Source organism: Comamonas aquatica (assembly GCF_018064205.1).
Lineage (GTDB): Bacteria > Pseudomonadota > Gammaproteobacteria > Burkholderiales > Burkholderiaceae_C > Comamonas > Comamonas aquatica.
The window spans coordinates 3,606,247-3,621,927 of sequence record NZ_CP072916.1; the positions used below are offsets into that span (position 1 = coordinate 3,606,247).

General features: G+C 69.0%; 15 protein-coding genes. 8 read left to right on the forward strand and 7 right to left on the reverse strand.

Annotation, left to right across the window (positions count from 1 at the left end):
* Positions 1 to 26 precede the first annotated feature (26 nt).
* From KAQ61_RS16915 to KAQ61_RS16925, 3 genes are all read right to left on the reverse strand, one after another.
* On the reverse strand, positions 27 to 944 hold the full coding sequence (locus tag KAQ61_RS16915; protein ID WP_210929909.1) for a M48 family metallopeptidase: 918 nt from the start codon (positions 942 to 944) through the stop codon (positions 27 to 29).
* Between the two features lie 49 nt (positions 945 to 993).
* Positions 994 to 1,890: a DMT family transporter gene (locus KAQ61_RS16920; protein ID WP_210929910.1), complete on the reverse strand. Its 897-nt coding sequence runs from the start codon at positions 1,888 to 1,890 to the stop codon at positions 994 to 996.
* Positions 1,891 to 1,955: 65 nt separating this feature from the next.
* The gene (locus tag KAQ61_RS16925) at positions 1,956 to 2,642 is read right to left on the reverse strand and encodes an AraC family transcriptional regulator (RefSeq protein ID WP_210929911.1); all 687 of its coding nucleotides are present in this window, start codon (positions 2,640 to 2,642) and stop codon (positions 1,956 to 1,958) included.
* A 58-nt stretch (positions 2,643 to 2,700) separates the two neighbouring features.
* Here KAQ61_RS16925 and KAQ61_RS16930 point away from each other — a divergent pair, with 58 nt between their 5' ends.
* The 3 genes from KAQ61_RS16930 (at position 2,701) to KAQ61_RS16940 (ending at position 6,187) form a co-directional block, all read left to right on the forward strand.
* Complete coding sequence (locus tag KAQ61_RS16930; protein WP_210929912.1) at positions 2,701 to 4,044, forward strand: AmpG family muropeptide MFS transporter; 1,344 nt, start codon at positions 2,701 to 2,703, stop codon at positions 4,042 to 4,044.
* A gap of 138 nt (positions 4,045 to 4,182) precedes the next feature.
* Positions 4,183 to 4,911: a response regulator gene (locus KAQ61_RS16935; protein ID WP_043378282.1), complete on the forward strand. Its 729-nt coding sequence runs from the start codon at positions 4,183 to 4,185 to the stop codon at positions 4,909 to 4,911.
* A gap of 7 nt (positions 4,912 to 4,918) precedes the next feature.
* Positions 4,919 to 6,187, forward strand: a complete 1,269-nt coding sequence (locus KAQ61_RS16940) for an ATP-binding protein (protein ID WP_420839345.1) — start codon at positions 4,919 to 4,921, stop codon at positions 6,185 to 6,187.
* A gap of 77 nt (positions 6,188 to 6,264) precedes the next feature.
* Here the strand turns inward: KAQ61_RS16940 and KAQ61_RS16945 are convergent, their stop codons facing one another.
* From KAQ61_RS16945 to KAQ61_RS16955, 3 genes are all read right to left on the reverse strand, one after another.
* Entirely contained in the window at positions 6,265 to 6,690 is a 426-nt protein-coding gene (locus tag KAQ61_RS16945; RefSeq protein ID WP_210929914.1) for a universal stress protein, read from the reverse strand.
* Positions 6,691 to 6,792: 102 nt separating this feature from the next.
* Positions 6,793 to 7,647: a metallophosphoesterase gene (locus KAQ61_RS16950; RefSeq protein ID WP_210929915.1), complete on the reverse strand. Its 855-nt coding sequence runs from the start codon at positions 7,645 to 7,647 to the stop codon at positions 6,793 to 6,795.
* A gap of 55 nt (positions 7,648 to 7,702) precedes the next feature.
* The gene (locus tag KAQ61_RS16955; protein ID WP_042411995.1) at positions 7,703 to 8,659 is read right to left on the reverse strand and encodes a LysR family transcriptional regulator; all 957 of its coding nucleotides are present in this window, start codon (positions 8,657 to 8,659) and stop codon (positions 7,703 to 7,705) included.
* Between the two features lie 146 nt (positions 8,660 to 8,805).
* Between KAQ61_RS16955 and KAQ61_RS16960 the strand changes: the two genes are divergently transcribed.
* Positions 8,806 to 9,021: a hypothetical protein gene (locus KAQ61_RS16960; protein ID WP_210929916.1), complete on the forward strand. Its 216-nt coding sequence runs from the start codon at positions 8,806 to 8,808 to the stop codon at positions 9,019 to 9,021.
* 172 nt (positions 9,022 to 9,193) lie between these two features.
* Here KAQ61_RS16960 and KAQ61_RS16965 read toward each other — a convergent pair whose 3' ends face one another.
* Positions 9,194 to 11,062, reverse strand: coding sequence for a phosphoenolpyruvate carboxykinase (GTP) (locus tag KAQ61_RS16965; RefSeq protein ID WP_210929917.1), 1,869 nt, complete (start codon positions 11,060 to 11,062; stop codon positions 9,194 to 9,196).
* A 285-nt stretch (positions 11,063 to 11,347) separates the two neighbouring features.
* Here KAQ61_RS16965 and KAQ61_RS16970 point away from each other — a divergent pair, with 285 nt between their 5' ends.
* The 4 genes from KAQ61_RS16970 (at position 11,348) to KAQ61_RS16985 (ending at position 15,431) form a co-directional block, all read left to right on the forward strand.
* Positions 11,348 to 12,730, forward strand: coding sequence for an FAD-binding oxidoreductase (locus KAQ61_RS16970; protein ID WP_210929918.1), 1,383 nt, complete (start codon positions 11,348 to 11,350; stop codon positions 12,728 to 12,730).
* Positions 12,731 to 12,795: 65 nt separating this feature from the next.
* Entirely contained in the window at positions 12,796 to 13,602 is an 807-nt protein-coding gene (gene hutG, locus KAQ61_RS16975; RefSeq protein WP_210929919.1) for an N-formylglutamate deformylase, read from the forward strand.
* A gap of 4 nt (positions 13,603 to 13,606) precedes the next feature.
* Positions 13,607 to 14,269 (forward strand): DNA oxidative demethylase AlkB, encoded by a 663-nt coding sequence (gene alkB / locus KAQ61_RS16980; protein ID WP_210929920.1) that lies wholly within the window; start codon positions 13,607 to 13,609, stop codon positions 14,267 to 14,269.
* A gap of 97 nt (positions 14,270 to 14,366) precedes the next feature.
* Positions 14,367 to 15,431, forward strand: coding sequence for a homocysteine S-methyltransferase family protein (locus tag KAQ61_RS16985; RefSeq protein ID WP_210929921.1), 1,065 nt, complete (start codon positions 14,367 to 14,369; stop codon positions 15,429 to 15,431).
* Positions 15,432 to 15,681: the final 250 nt, after the last annotated feature.

A 15,681-nucleotide genomic window follows, 5' to 3' on the forward strand; every position in this document is an offset into this window, starting at 1 on the left:
TTTTGTGCTGGATGGGGGCGCCGCGCTCAGCGGCGGCGCGCGGCCTCGTACAAGCCGGTGACCCGCGGCACGTTGCGCTGCAGTTCGCGGATGCGCTCGGGCCCACTGGGGTGGGTGGACAGAAAGGCCAGGCCATTGGCGTTGCTGCCCGTGGCATTGCCCATTTTTTCCCACAGGCTGACGGCGGCGTTCGGGTTGTAGCCCGCGCGCGCGGCGATCTCCAGGCCGACCAGGTCGGCATCGCTTTCATCGTTGCGGCTGAAGCGCAGGCTCAGCAACTGGCCGCCCAGGCGGGCCGCGTAGTTGCCCACATCGCCCAGGCCCAGCAGCTGGGCCCCCAGGGAAATGCCCAGGCTGGTGGCGGTGTTCTTGGCCAGCTGTTCGCGCGAGTGCTCGCGCAGGGCGTGGGCCATCTCGTGGCCCATGACCATGGCGATCTCGTCATCGCTCAGGCGCAGCTTGTCGATGATGCCGGTGAAGAAGGCGATCTTGCCGCCCGGCATGCAGAAGGCGTTGATGTCGTTGCTGCGGATCAGGGCCACCGACCACTGCCACTGCCGGGCGCGCTCGTTCCACGCGGCGGTGTGCGGGATCAGGGCCTGGGCAATGCGTTGCAGGCGCTGGGTCTGGGCATCGCCAGCGGGCACCAGCTTGCCCTGGCTGCGGGCCTCCTGCAGCAGCTTGGCGTATTCCTGCTCGGCCGCCTGCTCCAGCTCTTCGGCCGGCACCAGGTGGCGCAGGCGCGAAGATTGCCCCACATCCACCTGGGCCCAGGCTGGCAGCGCCGCACTGGCCGTGGCCGTGCCGCCCAGCAGCAGAAAGGCCCGTCGCGCCTGCCACAGGCTGCGCGGTGTGCCGGCCGGGGCGCAGGCGTCCTCCTGGCCGCACCAGCAGCCGGCGGGGTGGTCATCAGAAGGGGTGTGGGGGGGCAGTGCAGGGTGCATAGGGGGTGTCCATCCTCAATCCATCCCAAGTGTAGAAGCGTCTGCGCCCTCAGCCGTGTCGGTCTTGGCGCATTTCGCTGTGCACCACCAGCCACAGGCCGCACAGCACCAGGGCCAGGCCGCTCACGGCCAGCCAGGTGGGCGCCTCGCCCACGATCAGGATGGACAGCACGAAGGCGGTGATGGGTTCGAACTTGCTCAGGGCCACGCTGGTCGCGGCCGACACGGTGCGCAGGCCGCTGGAGAACAGCAGGTAGGCGACGCCGGTGGCCACCAGGCCCAGGTACAGCACCACGCCCAGCCCGCGGGGGCTGAGCTGGGGCTCACCGCCCAGCACCGCCGCCAGCGGCAGGGACAGCAGGGCGGCGCTGCCAAAGACCCAGGCATTGACGCGTGCCACGCCGGCCTGGCGCACCAGGGTCTGGCTCAGCACGGCGTAGGCCCCGTAGGTCAGGCCGGCCAGCAGGCACAGGCCGATGCCCAGCCAGGAGACCTGCCAGTCCCCGGGCTTGCCCAACCCCATGACAAAGCCGCCGACCACGCCGATGGTGGTGCCCAGCCACCACAGGCCCACGGGCCAGCGCCGCAGCAGCACCGCCTGCAGCAGGCCGGCCCAGATCGGGCTGGAGCCCAGGGCCACGGCCGTGCCAAAGCCCACGCCGGTGCGCTGCAGTCCGGCAAAGAACGTCAGGTTGTAGGTGGCCATGCACAGCGCGCAGACCAGCAGGCGCGGCAGGTCCAGCGGGCGGCGGGCCGGGTCGCTGCGCCCCACCAGCCCGCACAGGGCGACGAAGAAGGCGCCGGCCACCACCAGGCGCAGGGCGCCCACCCAGTAGGGGGAGAGGTCGGTCGGGGCGAAGCTCTGGGCGGTGCCGGTGGTGCCCCAGAGCATGGCGGCACCCAGCACCAGCAGGATGCCGTGGGCGGAAGAATTCGAGGACTGCATGGGGGCGATGCTGCCAGCGGCGGCACCGGCAAATGTCGAGCAACGCGCATTCTGCGCGCACCGGGTCAGCGCCGGCGCAGGGCGCGCGCGCCGGTGCCCCGGTCGCGCCGCAGGGCATAGGCCAGGGCGCTGGCGCTGGCGTAGCCGCAGTCCGCGGCGCTGGCTTCCAGGCTGCGGCCGCGCGCCAGCAGGCGCTCGGCCTGGTCCAGGCGCAGCTGGCGCAGCCATTGCTGCGGCGTGCGCCCGGTCAACTCCAGCCAGCGGGCGTGGAAGCGCTGCGGGCTGAGGTGGCACCACGCCGCCATGCGGGCCGTGGGCCAGGGGGTGTGCAGTGCGCCGCGGATGTGCGCCTCCAGGGCCTGCACGTCCACGCCGCGGCGCGGCAGCAGCGTGGGGGCGTCCAGCAGCAGCTGTAGGCGCTCGGTCGCGGCCAGGGCCTGGGGCGGGCAGCTGGCCGCGCGCGGCACCTGAAAGCGCCGCAGCTTGTCCAGCGCCGAGCAGGGCGGGGCCACCACGTCCATCACCAGCATCTGCGCCCCGGGCGGTGCCAGGTAGGCGTGGCGCGTGCCGGCCGGGATCCACAGGCCGGTGACCGTGTCGACATAGGCGCTGTGGCCGTCCACCTCCAGCTCCATGCGGCCCGACAGCGCGTACAGCAGCTGGGCGTGCGTGGCGTGCGCGTGCGCAGGATGCTCCCCGCCGTAGTGGCGCAGGCTGCAATCCAGGGTAACAGGCAGTGAGGGCGACGGCATGGTGGCGGGCGAAGAGGGTGGCGCTGGTGATAATGGCACAACGCTTGTTGCCCACACCATGCCCGACGCTTCTCGCCCTGCTGCCCCCGCTTCCGCTTCGCCCCGCCGCTCCTGGGCGGACACCCTCAAGGTCTATGCCGAACCCGCCAGCCTGCGCATGCTGGCCTTGGGCTTTTCGGCCGGTCTGCCCTTGCTGCTGGTGCTGGGTACGCTCTCATTTTGGTTGCGCAAGGCCGGGATCGACCGCTCCACCATCGGCTACATGAGCTGGGTCGGTCTGGCCTATGCCTTCAAGTGGGTGTGGTCGCCGCTGGTGGACCGCCTGCCGCTGCCGGTGCTGCACGGCTGGCTGGGGCGCCGGCGCAGCTGGCTGCTGCTGGCGCAGGGCCTGATCATCGGCGGGCTGCTGGGCATGGCCTTCACCGATCCGCAGCAGGACCTGAACCGCATGGTCTGGTGCGCCCTGGCCGTGGCCTTCGGTTCGGCCACGCAGGACATTGCGCTGGATGCCTTCCGCATCGAATCGGCCAACGCCGAGCGCCAGGCCGCGCTGGCGGCCACCTACCAGACGGGCTACCGGCTGGCCATGATCTGGGCCGGCGCTGGGGCGCTGTGGCTGGTGGCGGCGGCCCTGCAGGGCACCACCACCTATGTGCATGGCGCCTGGCAGCTGGCCTATGGCGTGATGGCCGCCAGCATGCTGGTCGGCGTGTGCACCGTGCTGCTGTCGCCGGAGCCAGCGGGCCGCGCGCAGACCCCGGCGCGCAACCTGGGCGAGTGGCTGCGCGAGGCGCTGGTGGCCCCGTTTGTCGACTTTGTGCGCCGCTACGGCTGGCAGGCCATCCTGATCCTGGCGCTGATCGGCATCTACCGCATCAGCGACGTGGTGATGGGCATCATGGCCAACCCCTTCTACGTCGACATGGGCTACAGCGAGGGCGAGGTGGCCACGGTCAGCAAGGTCTTCGGCGTCATCATGACCCTGGTGGGGGCCTTCATCGGCGGGGTGATCTCCATGCGCATCGGCGTGATGCGCGTGCTGATGCTGGGGGCTGTGCTGTCGGCCGCCAGCAACCTGCTGTTCGCCTGGCTGAGCACGCGCGGCCACGACCTGACCGGCCTGACCCTGGTGGTCAGCGCCGACAACCTCGCCGGGGGCATCGCCTCGGCGGCGTTCATCGCCTACCTGTCCAGCCTGACGAACGTGCAGTACTCGGCCACGCAGTACGCGCTGTTCAGCTCCATGATGATGCTGGCGCCCAAGTGGCTGGCCGGCTTTTCGGGCGCGTTTGTCGACGTCCATGGCTATGCGACGTTCTTCGTCGGCACGGCCTGCCTGGGCCTGCCGGTGCTGCTGCTGGTGGCCTTGGCCTCACGCATCAAAAAGGCCGCCAGCGCTTGATGCGCCTGCGCAGACTGCTATGGCTTTGAACTAGCGGTTCGGCCCACACAGGCCGGCCGCTGCGCCGCGCCGCCCGGGCGGCCTGCGCTTTACCCGGGCTTTACGTGACAGACAAACAGGCCCCCTACACTGGCGGGCATGAGCACACACAACCTGTTGATGATCGAGGACGATGTGCGCCTGGCCGACATGGTCAGCGCCTATCTGGGCCAGAACAGCCTGTCGGTGCAACACTGTGCCGACGCCACCAGCGGCCTGGCCCAGCTGCAGGGTGCCGGGGCGCTGCCGGACCTCGTCATCCTGGACCTGATGCTGCCCGACATGGACGGGCTGGAAGTCTGCCGCCGCCTGCGCGCCATGCAGGGGCCTGCCGCCAAGGTGCCGGTGTTGATGCTGACGGCCAAGGGCGACCCCATGGACCGTGTGATCGGCCTGGAGATCGGCGCCGACGACTACCTGCCCAAACCCTTCGAGCCGCGCGAGCTGCTGGCGCGCATCCGCGCCATCCTGCGCCGCCGTGGCGACGATGCGCCCGCCGCCAGCGCGGTGCGCAGCACGCCGGCCCTGCGTTTCGGCAGCCTGGAGATCGACCGGGACGCCCGCACCGTGACCGTGGCCGGACAGCCGGCGGAGTTGACCAGCTACCAGTTCGACCTGCTGGTGGCGCTGGCTGAGCGCGCCGGTCGCGTGCTGACGCGCGACCAGATCATGGAGGCCGTGCGTGGCCGCGAGCTGGAGGCCTTCGACCGCTCCATCGACGTGCACATGGGCCGCATCCGCGCGGCCATTGAGGCCGACCCCAAGGCCCCCAAGCGCATCCTGACGGTGCGCGGCGTGGGCTATGTCTTCGCCAAGCAGCAGGACTGAGGTGCGCATGTTCAAGGTCTTTTCCCAGCGGCTGTACCTGCGCATCTGGCTGGCGGTGGTGGGCGGCGTGGCCGTGCTGACCCTGGTGGTCGGCTGGGCCTGGCGCGTGGCGGAGGAATACAACGCCAGCAACAACGCCCAGCAGACCAACAACGCGCGCGAACTGGTGATCCGGGACGGGCAGGGGCAGATCCTGCTGCAGGGCCCGTTCGAGCGCATCCGCCGCCCCGGCGCGGACGGCGTGGTGTTCAACATCGAGGGCACGGACGGTCAGACCTACCACCTGGAGATGGCCCCGCGGGCCCAGCCTGGTGGCGGCAATCCGCGCGAACGCGCCGGGGGCGGCCGCCCGCCCCCAGGGCATGGCGGCCAGGACTGGGCCTTCTGGCTGCGGCCGCCGTTCGGCTTCCTGTGGCTGCTGGGCCTGATCGGCCTGGTGGTGGTGGTGGGCGTGTTCCCCATCATCCGGCGCCTGCTCAAGCGGCTGGAGAACCTGCAGCGCGGCGTACAGCGGTTCGGCGAAGGCGACCTGAGCGTGCGCGTGCCCACCGAGGGGCGCGACGAGGTGGCCGACCTGGCGCGCCAGTTCAATGCCGCGGCCGGCCGCATCGAGGCCCTGGTGCAGTCGCACAAATCGCTGCTGGCGAATGCCTCGCACGAGCTGCGCTCGCCGCTGGCGCGTATCCGCATGGGGCTGGAGCTGATGGGCGGCGACAGCGCTTCGGTGGCGGCGGCCAAGGCCGAGATTCAGCGCAACATCGCCGAGCTGGACCAACTGGTGGACGAGATCCTGCTGGCCAGCCGGCTGGAGTCGCCCGAGGTGGACGTGGGCAGCACCGAAGCGGTGGACCTGATCGGGCTGGCCGCCGAGGAATGCGCGCGCGTGGATGCCGACCTGGACGTCGAGGCCACCGAGGGCCTGGAGGTGCCGGCGATTGCCAAGCTGGTGCGCCGCGCCCTGCGCAACCTGCTGGAGAATGCCCGCCGCTACAGCCATGGCGAGGTCAGCCTGACGCTGTCGCGCGAGGGGGCGATGGCCGTGATCCGGGTCGAGGACATCGGCACCGGTGTGCCGCCGGCGCAGCGCGAGCGCATCTTTGAAAAGTTCTACCGCCTGCCCGGGGCCAGCGAGCGCTCGGGGGGCGTGGGCCTGGGCCTGTCCCTGGTGCGCAGCATTGCGCAGCGCCATGGTGGCAGCGTGCGTTGCGAGGACCGCCGCGACGGGCGCCCCGGCGCCAGCTTCGTGCTGCGCCTGCCGCTGCAGGCGGCCGGTTGAGACCGCGCCGGAGGAACCTTCCACCCACAAAAAAGGGCTGCCACTGGCAGCCCTTTTGGCAGTGTGCGTGTGCGGGATCAGCGGATCAGCATCACGGGCACCGAGCAGTTGGCCAACACCTGGGTGGAGACCGAGCCCATCACCAGCTTGCCCAGCGAGCCGTGGCCGTGGGTGCCCATGATGATCAGGTCGAACTTGTCGTCTTCGGCGATCTTGGCAATCGTGGTGCCGGCAGGGCCGATTTCGGCACGGGTGTGCACGGTGATGCCGCTTTGCGCCAGGAACTTGGTGACGGGGTCCAGCACCTTGGCCGATTCTTCCGCGTAGTACTCATCCACCATGTCCTTGCTCAGGGCCGCGCGGGCGCGGGGAGGCAGGGCCGGCTGGACGGTCAGGGCGGTGTATTCATGGCGGCCTGCGGTGATCAGCTCTTCGTGCGCAGCCAGGTAGGCCAGCATTTTCTTGGTGAAGGGGCTTCCGTCGACAGCGAGCAGGATTTTCATGGCAAATTCTCCAAAAGGACAAGGGACAGCGTAATCACTGGCGCCAATGTTGTCTTGACTTACGTCATGTTTTTGGGGCGACGCAGCGGGAAAGCCCAGAAATCATAAGCGGATGCAGCGGCTGGGCTGGAAATGCGCCTGCTCGCCCTTGCGCGCATAGCCCAGCGGGTTGGCCACCACGCGGCACTGCCAGGGGCGGCCATCGGCATGGCGGCCCAGGGCGGTGTAGTCGCTGGGGGCGTGCAGGTGGCCGTGCAGCCACAGCTGGGCTTGGGGCAGCAGCTCGTCCAGCGTATTGCAAAAGCCGGCCGTGCCGGGCACCAGGCCGTAGCGCGGGTCGCTGCTGCGCAGGCTGGGGGCGAAGTGGGTCACGACCACGGTGGGGCCGTCGCAGGGTTGCTGCAGCGCGTTGCGCAGCCAGGCCTGGCATTCCAGCGCCTGGGCGCGCATGGGCTCGGCCAGAAAGGGCTGGCCGTGGCGGGTGCCACCGGTCTTGCTGAGGTAGAAGTTGGCGGCGCGGAAGGACTTCTCGCGCAGCTTCAGCAGGCGACCGACGTCGCCGGCCTGCACCTGATCGTCCAGCAGGGCGATGGCGTCGTAGTCGGTCCACAGCGTGGTGCCGACAAAGCGCACGCCGTCCAGCACCGTGGTGGCGCGTTCCAGCCAGATGAGGCCCAGCGTATCGCAGACGCGGCGCAGGCGGTCGTGGGCCGCGTCCCAGTCCTGGGCGTCGTACTCGTGGTTGCCGGGGACGAACACCACCGGGCAGGGCCAGCCGGCGAACTGGGGCAGGGGCGAAAAGCGCTCCAGCCCGAAATACTCGCCCTGCAGCAGGCTGCCGGCCTGGTAGGAGCCGATGTCTCCGGCCAGAACCAGCACCTGGGCATCGGCGGCCGGGGTGGGCTGAAAGTGGGGGTGAACTTCGAGGTGGAGGTCGGACAGCAGTTGCAGGTTCATGGCGACAAGAAGGTGCTCGGCGGCCATTGTCCGGCATCGCCGGGACGCAGGGTGTTCAGGGGCTGAAGGCTTTGAGGGCGGCGCGGTTCAGCGCTTGCAGCAGCCAGTCGTAGGCGGGGCGGTGCGGACCGCGCTTGTGCCACAGCGCGTCGACGTGCACGGCGGGCACTTCCAGCGGCAGCGGGTGCACCTGCAGCTGCGCCGCCAGCCCGGTGATGGGCACGAAGTGGCGCGGCAGCACGGTCACCAGGTCGGACTGGGCCACCACCCGGGCGGCCGTGGTGTACTGGTTCACGGTCATCACGATCTGCCGCTCGCGGCCCAGGGCGGCCAGGGCCTCGTCGATGAAGCCGTAGGCGCGGCCCGAAAAGCTGACCAGCAGGTGGCGGGCGGCGCAGTAGTGCTCCAGCGTCAACGGCATCCAGGCCAGGGGGTGGTCCTTGCGCATCACGGCCACGTATTCGCCGTCGTACAGGCGCCGGTGCTCGTGCGCCACCAGGGTGCCGGCCTGGGCGCGGGCGGTCAGGTCGGCCAGCACGGCGGGGAAGTAGCCCACGGCCATGTCGGCGGTCTCGGCATCCAGCAGGCCGCGCGGGTCGCGGGTGGTCAGCGGCACGATGCGGATGGCCAGCTGCGGGGCCTCGCGCTCCAGGATGCCGACCAGGTTGGGGATCAGGGTAGAGGCCGTGGCATCGGCCATGGCCAGCACCAGGGTGGTGGTGGCGCTGGCCGGGTCGAAGCGCTGCGGCGCCAGGCTGTGCTGCAGGTTGTCCAGGGCCTCGCGCACCACGGGCCACAGCGCCTGGGCGCGCGGCGTGGGCTGTACGCCATGGCCGCGGCGCACCAGCAGCTCATCGCCCAGGGCGTCGCGCAGGCGGCGCATGGCGTTGCTGACAGCAGGTTGTGTGAGCGCCAACTTGTCGGCAGCGCGCGTCAGGCTGCCCTCGGCCATGACGGCATCGAACACGCGCAGCAAGTTCAGGTCCAGCAGGCGAAAGTCGTGGGGCGTCATGGCGGAAGATTTAATCATCACTGTGGTGAATGATGATGATTCAAAATATAAATTTGAAGTGTTTTAGGGATAACCCTAGTATTGCGGCTGTGCACTGACCGATGGACCACAAGTCCACACCCAGGCGCACGTTTTAGGCCCTGACCATGACCACCTCGACCATCGCCCATTCCACTCCCCGCCAGGCTCCCCAAGCCCTGTTCCCTTGGCTGATCTCCATCGCTGCACAGCAGTGGAAGGCCTGGAAGGCCGCGCGCCGTGCCGTGCGCGCCGATGAGCTGACGTGGGACATGGCCCTGCAGGATGCCCGCGTGATGGCCGACCTGTCGCGCGCCATGTCGGCGACCGCCGGCCAGCGCTAAGGCGCCCCCGGCCCTTGCGGGCCAACGCCCCAAAACCCCAAAACCGCCGCTGCGCCGTCAGCGGCTTTTTTGTGGGTGCATAAAAAAAGGAGCATGCAGCGCATGCTCCTTTTGCTTTTGGCTGCGCTGGATGCCTGAACGTCTTCAAACACCAGCGCAAGCAGCTCACTTTTTAAGCGGACAGGCGGGCTTCCAGTGCAGCCTTGGTGTCCAGCAGGGCCTGGGGCAGGCCCTGGGCCAGCTGTTCGAAGTGGGCGGTGTGCAGCTTCAGCTCTTCGTTCCAGGCGGCCTTGTCGATGCCGGTGACGGTGGCGAACTGCTCGGCGCTGAAGTTCAGGCCGGTCCAGTTGATCTCGCCGTACTGGGGCGCCACGCCGAAGGCGGTGTCCTGGCCCTGGGCCTGGCCTTCGATGCGGTCGATCATCCACTTCAACACGCGCATGTTTTCACCGTAGCCGGGCCAGACGAACTTGCCGTCGGCGTCCTTGCGGAACCAGTTGGTGGTGAAGATCTTGGGCAGGGCGGCGCCTTGCGCTTCGATCTGGGCGCCCAGCTTCAGCCAGTGGGCGAAGTAGTCGCTCATGTTGTAGCCGGCGAACGGCAGCATGGCGAAGGGGTCGCGGCGCACCACGCCCTGGGCGCCAAAGGCGGCGGCGGTGGTTTCGGAACCCATGGTGGCAGCCATGTAGACGCCTTCGGTCCAGTTGCGCGCTTCGGTCACCAGGGGCACGGTGGTGGAGCGGCGGCCGCCGAAGATGATGGCGTCGATCTTCACGCCCTTGGGGTCATCCCAGGCTTCGTCCAGCGCGGGGTTGTTGGTCGCGGCCACGGTGAAGCGGGCGTTGGGGTGGGCGGCCTTGGCGCCGGTTTCCTTGGCGATGGCGGGGGTCCAGTCCTGGCCCTTCCAGTCGATCAGGTGGTCGGGCAGCTTGCCCTGGTCCTTTTCCAGGCCTTCCCACCACACGTCGCCGTCGTCGGTCAGCGCCACGTTGGTGAAGATGACGTTCTTGTCCAGGCTGCGCATGCAGTTGGGGTTGGTCAGCAGGTTGGTGCCGGGGGCCACGCCGAAGTAGCCCGCCTCGGGGTTGATGGCGCGCAGGCTGCCGTCGGCCTGGGGCTTGATCCAGGCGATGTCGTCACCAATCGTGGTGACCTTCCAGCCGGCGAAGCCGGCGGGGGGCACCAGCATGGAGAAGTTGGTCTTGCCGCAGGCCGAGGGGAAGGCCGCCGCCACGTGGTACTTCTGGCCTTCGGGGTTGGTCACGCCCAGGATCAGCATGTGCTCGGCCAGCCAGCCTTGGTCGCGGCCCATGGTGGAGGCGATGCGCAGTGCAAAGCACTTCTTGCCCAGCAGGGCGTTGCCGCCGTAGCCCGAGCCATAGGACCAGATTTCGCGCGTTTCGGGGTAGTGGACGATGTACTTGGTCGTGGGGTTGCAGGGCCAGCTGGTGCTGTCCTTCTCGCCGTCCTTCAGCGGGGCGCCCACGGTGTGCACGCAGGGCACGAACTCGCCATCGGTGCCGATCACGTCGTACACGGCCTGGCCCATGCGGGTCATGATCTTCATGTTCACGGCCACATAGGCGCTGTCGGACAGCTCGATGCCGATGTGGGCGATGGGCGAACCCAGGGGGCCCATGGAGAAGGGCACCACGTACATGGTGCGGCCGGCCATGCAACCGTCAAACAGCGGGTTCAGCGTGGCACGCATCTCGGCCGGGGCCATCCAGTTGTTGGTCGGGCCGGCGTCTTCCTTCTTGGCGGAGCAGATGTAGGTGCGGTCTTCCACGCGCGCCACGTCCGACGGGTCGGACCAGGCCAGGTAGCTGCCGGGGCGCTTGGCGGGGTTGAGCTTCTTGAAGGTGCCCGCCTGAACCAGTTGCTCGCACAGGGCGTCGTACTCGGCCTGCGAGCCATCGCACCAGTGCACCTTGGCGGGCTTGCACAGGGCCACCATTTCGCTGACCCAGGCGATCAGCTTGGGGTTCTTCACATAGGCCGGGGCCTGCACTTGCAGGGCTTGGGGGGCGGGGGCGTTCATCAGAAGTCTCCAGGATGTTTAAAAGCGGTTATGCCAGGCCCCATGGCGGAGGCTGGCACAACCGTTTTCTGACGGTCCGGTTGCTGCTTTTTGCAGCAGCAGGCGGCCATTCTAGGGAGCCGTCATAAAAATGCCATCCATGAATGCGGTAAATCTATGCATTTGGTGCATCACTATATGTGTGTAATGGATGATGCAAGCGCCGCCTTGCCGGTTGGCGATGGCGGGTGCTGCCGGCACTGGATGGCTGGCCGCCGCACAATGCGGGCAGTGAAAGGTTGAGTCATGTCCCCCCAAGAATTTCTGCAGGCCTTGCGCCAAACCCTGGGTGCCGAAGCGGTCTTGTCCGGCGATGCCGTGCCCGCGCGCTACCACACCGACTGGAGCGGCACGCCCCCCGTCGCTCCGTTGGCCCTGGTCCGCCCCCGCAGCACCGAAGACGTCAGCGCCACCCTGCGCCTGTGCCACCAGCACCGCGTGCCCGTGGTGCCCCAGGGCGGCCTGACCGGCCTGGCCGGCGCCGCCGTGCCCAGCGCCGACTGTGTGGCGCTGTCGCTGGAGCGCATGCCGGCGATCGAAGCCATCGACGCCCGCTCCGCCACCATGACGGTGCAGGCCGGGGCCACGCTGCAGGCCGTGCAGGAAGCCGCCGTGGACGCGGGCCTGGCGTTCGGCGTGGACCTGGGCGCGCGCGGCAGTTGCCAGATCGGTGGCAACGTGGCCACCAATGCCGGCGGCAATGGCGTGCTGCAGCACGGCATGATGCGCGAGCAGGTGCTGGGCCTGGAAGTGGTGCTGGCCGACGGCACGGTGCTGCCCATGCTGCGGCCCATGCTCAAGAACAACACGGGCTACGACCTCAAGCAGTTCTTCATCGGCGCCGAGGGCACGCTGGGCGTGATCACCCGCGTGCTGCTGCGCCTGCGCCCGCTGCCGCAGGCCAAGGCCACGGCCCTGGTGGCCCTGCCGGGTTTTGACCAGGCGCTGGCCGTGCTGCAGCGCATGCAGGGTCGCTTCGGCAACAGCGTGGCCGCGTTCGAGCTGATGTGGGACAACTTCGTGCAGGCCTCCGTGCAGTGGCAGCAGCTGCAGGCCCCGCTGGCGGAGCGCCATCCGCTGCTGGCGCTGATCGACGTGGACGGCAAGGACGAGGCCAGCCTGCGCGAGGCCGTGGAAGCCGCCCTGGGTGACGCCATGGAAGCTGGCGAGGTGGTGGATGCCGTGATCGCCCAGTCGCAGACCCAGGCCAAGACGCTGTGGAAGCTGCGCGAAGCCCCGGCCGAGCTGAACACCCAGATGCACCCGCCGGTGAACTTCGACGTCAGCCTGCCACAGGCCGAGATCGGGCGCTTCGCCGCAGCCATCCAGGCTGCGTTTGACGCGTGCTGGCCCGGCCACCACACGCTGTTCTTCGGCCATGTGGGCGACGGCAACCTGCACGTCTCCACCGACGGCGCCACGGTGGGCGGCGCGTGCGAGGCGGTCGAGGCTGAGCTGTACCGCGTGGTGGGCGCCTTCCACGGCAGCGTGTCCGCCGAGCACGGCATCGGCCTGCACAAGAAGCCCTTCCTGGCCCTGAGCCGCACGCCCCAGGAGCTGGCCGCCATGCGTGCCATCAAGGCCGCGCTGGACCCACTGGGGTTGATGAACCCCGGCAAGGTGTTCTGATGGCCCGGGCCCGCGGCGCTGTGCGGCGCCGGGGCCATGGCATGTTTTTTGATAGCTGATTGCGTATGTCCCAAGCTCCTTTGCCCTTTGTTTTCCATCCAGGCACGGCGCCGCTGCTGATTTCCATGCCGCATGCCGGCACCCATCTGCCCGCCGACATCGCCGCCCGGCTGACGCCCGAGGCCCGCGAGGTGCACGACACCGACTGGCACATGCCCCAGCTGTACGCCTGCGCCCAGGCCCTGGGGGCCTCCCTCCTGGTGGCCACGCATTCGCGCTATGTGATCGACCTCAACCGTGCGCCCGATGGCGCCAGCCTCTATCCGGGCCAGAGCGTGACCGGCCTGTGCCCGGTTGACAGCTTCGCCAGCACCGCCTTGTATGCGTCGGCGGCGCAAGAGCCCGATGCGGCCGAGATCGAGCGCCGCAAGCGCCTGTACTGGCAGCCCTACCACGACCAGCTGCGCGCCGAGCTAGACCGCCTGCAGCGCACGCACGGCCGGGTTGTGCTGTGGGATGCGCACAGCATCCGCTCGGTGCTGCCGCGCTTCTTCGAGGGCCAGCTGCCCGACCTGAACCTGGGCACGGCTGACGGGGCCAGCTGCGATGCGGGCCTGGCCCAGCAGCTGCTGCAGATCGCGCAGACGGCGCCCGGCCACACGGCCGTGCTCAACGGCCGTTTCAAGGGTGGCCATATCACGCGCCACTACGGTGCGCCGGCGCGCGGCATCCACGCCGTGCAGTTGGAGATGACGCAGTGCAGCTACATGCAGGAGCAGATGCCGTTCGACTTCCTGCCCGAGCGCGCCGCGCGCATCCAGCCCACGCTGCAGCGCCTGCTGCAGGCGGCGCTGGACTTCGCCCGCGCATGAGTGCATGAGCCTGCCGCTGTTCGACACCGAGCCCCAGCCCGCCCAGCCGCTGGCCGAGGGCGCGGTCTTGCTGCGCGGCTGGGCTGCGCGCCAGGACGCGGCCTGGATCGCGGCCGTGCGGCAGGTGCTGGCGCAGCAGCCCTTGCAGGCCGCTTTCACGGCCGGCGGGCGGCCGATGTCGGTGCGCACCAGCAACTGCGGCACATGGGGCTGGGCCGCCGCCGGGCACCAGGGCTATGGCTACACACGCAGCGATCCGCTGAGCGGCCGCCCGTGGCCGGCCATGCCCACTTTTTTGCAGCAGCAGGCCCAGTCCCTGGCTGCGCAGGCGGGCTATCCGGGCTTTGACCCGGATGTCTGCCTGGTCAATGCCTATGCCGTCGGTGCCCGCATGGGCCTGCACCACGACGCCGATGAGCGCGACAAGACCGCACCCATCGTCTCGGTGTCGCTGGGCCTGCCCTGTCATTTTGTCTGGGGTGGCCTGCAGCGCAGCGACCCGGTGCGCAGCCTGCGGCTGGAGCATGGCGATGTGCTGGTCTGGGGCGGGGCCTCGCGCATGGTGTTTCATGGGGTGCGGCCGCTGCCGGCGGGCCAGCACCACCTGCTGGGGGCCGAGCGCTGGAATCTGACCTTCCGCATGGCGCAGCGCCCCTACCGCGGCTGAGCTGCGCCATCGGCTGGGAGGGCGTGCGCCAGATGCGGGGGCCGGGAATCCACGGGCAGCGGCGCAGGGCATGCACAGCTTCCTACAATCGGGCCCCATGAGCCTGCCCCACTACACCCGCGCCCAAGAACTGCCCGCCCTGCTGCAACAGCGTATTGCCATCCTTGATGGCGCGATGGGCACCATGATCCAACGCTTCAAGCTGGGCGAGGCCCAGTACCGGGGCGAGGGCTATGCGGGCGCCGACGGTGCCGGCCAGCGGTTTGTGGACTTCCCGCACGACGTGAAGGGTAACAACGAGCTGCTGTCGCTGACCCGCCCCGATGTGATCCGCGACATCCACGAAAAGTACCTGGCCGCCGGGGCCGACCTGATCGAGACCAACACCTTCGGCGCGACCACCGTGGCGCAGGAGGACTACCACATGGCCGATCTGGCGCGCGAGATGAACCTGCGCAGCGCCCAGCTGGCGCGCGCCGCCTGCGACAAGTACAGCGTCAACGGCCGCAAGTGCTATGTGGCCGGCGCCCTGGGCCCCACGCCCAAGACGGCGTCCATCAGCCCCGATGTGAATGACCCCGGTGCGCGCAACGTGGACTTCGAGACCCTGCGCAAGGCCTATTTCGAGCAGACCGTGGCGCTGATCGAAGGCGGCGCGGACGTGATCCTGGTCGAGACCATCTTTGACACGCTCAACGCCAAGGCCGCGCTGTTCGCCGTCGAGGAAGCGTTCGAAGCCACGGGCGAGCTGCTGCCCATCATGATCAGCGGCACCGTGACCGATGCCTCGGGCCGCATCCTGTCGGGCCAGACCGTGACCGCTTTCTGGCACAGCGTGCGCCACAGCAACCCGCTGTCGGTGGGCCTGAACTGCGCCTTGGGTGCGACGCTGATGCGCCCCTACATCCAGGAGCTGGCCAAGGCCGCGCCCGACACCTTCATCAGCTGCTACCCGAATGCCGGCCTGCCCAACCCCATGAGCGACACCGGCTTCGACGAAACGCCCGACGTGACCAGCCGCCTGGTGCACGAGTTCGCCGCCGAAGGCCTGGTCAACATCGTCGGCGGCTGCTGCGGCACCACGCCCGACCACATCGGTGCCATCGCCAAGGCCGTGTCGGCCGACCAGGGCCGCAAGCTGTTCTACCCCGCCAACGCCTGAGGCGCGCACCACGGCCTGCCGCCCCCTTACCGGGCGACTGCAGGTCAAATTGACCGCTTGTGCTTGCTGCGAGCGCGTAAGGCGCTCTGCTTTTTGATGCGCCCTGCCGCTGCCATGCCGTTGTGGTGAATTCGAATCACCACGCGGGGGCGCGCATCTTGCTGTGCCGCAAATGGGTCAGTGAATGCAACAATCCGTGCAGATCCCCGTGACGCACCGTCATGGGGCATTTCTGCATGTCTGAAAGAAG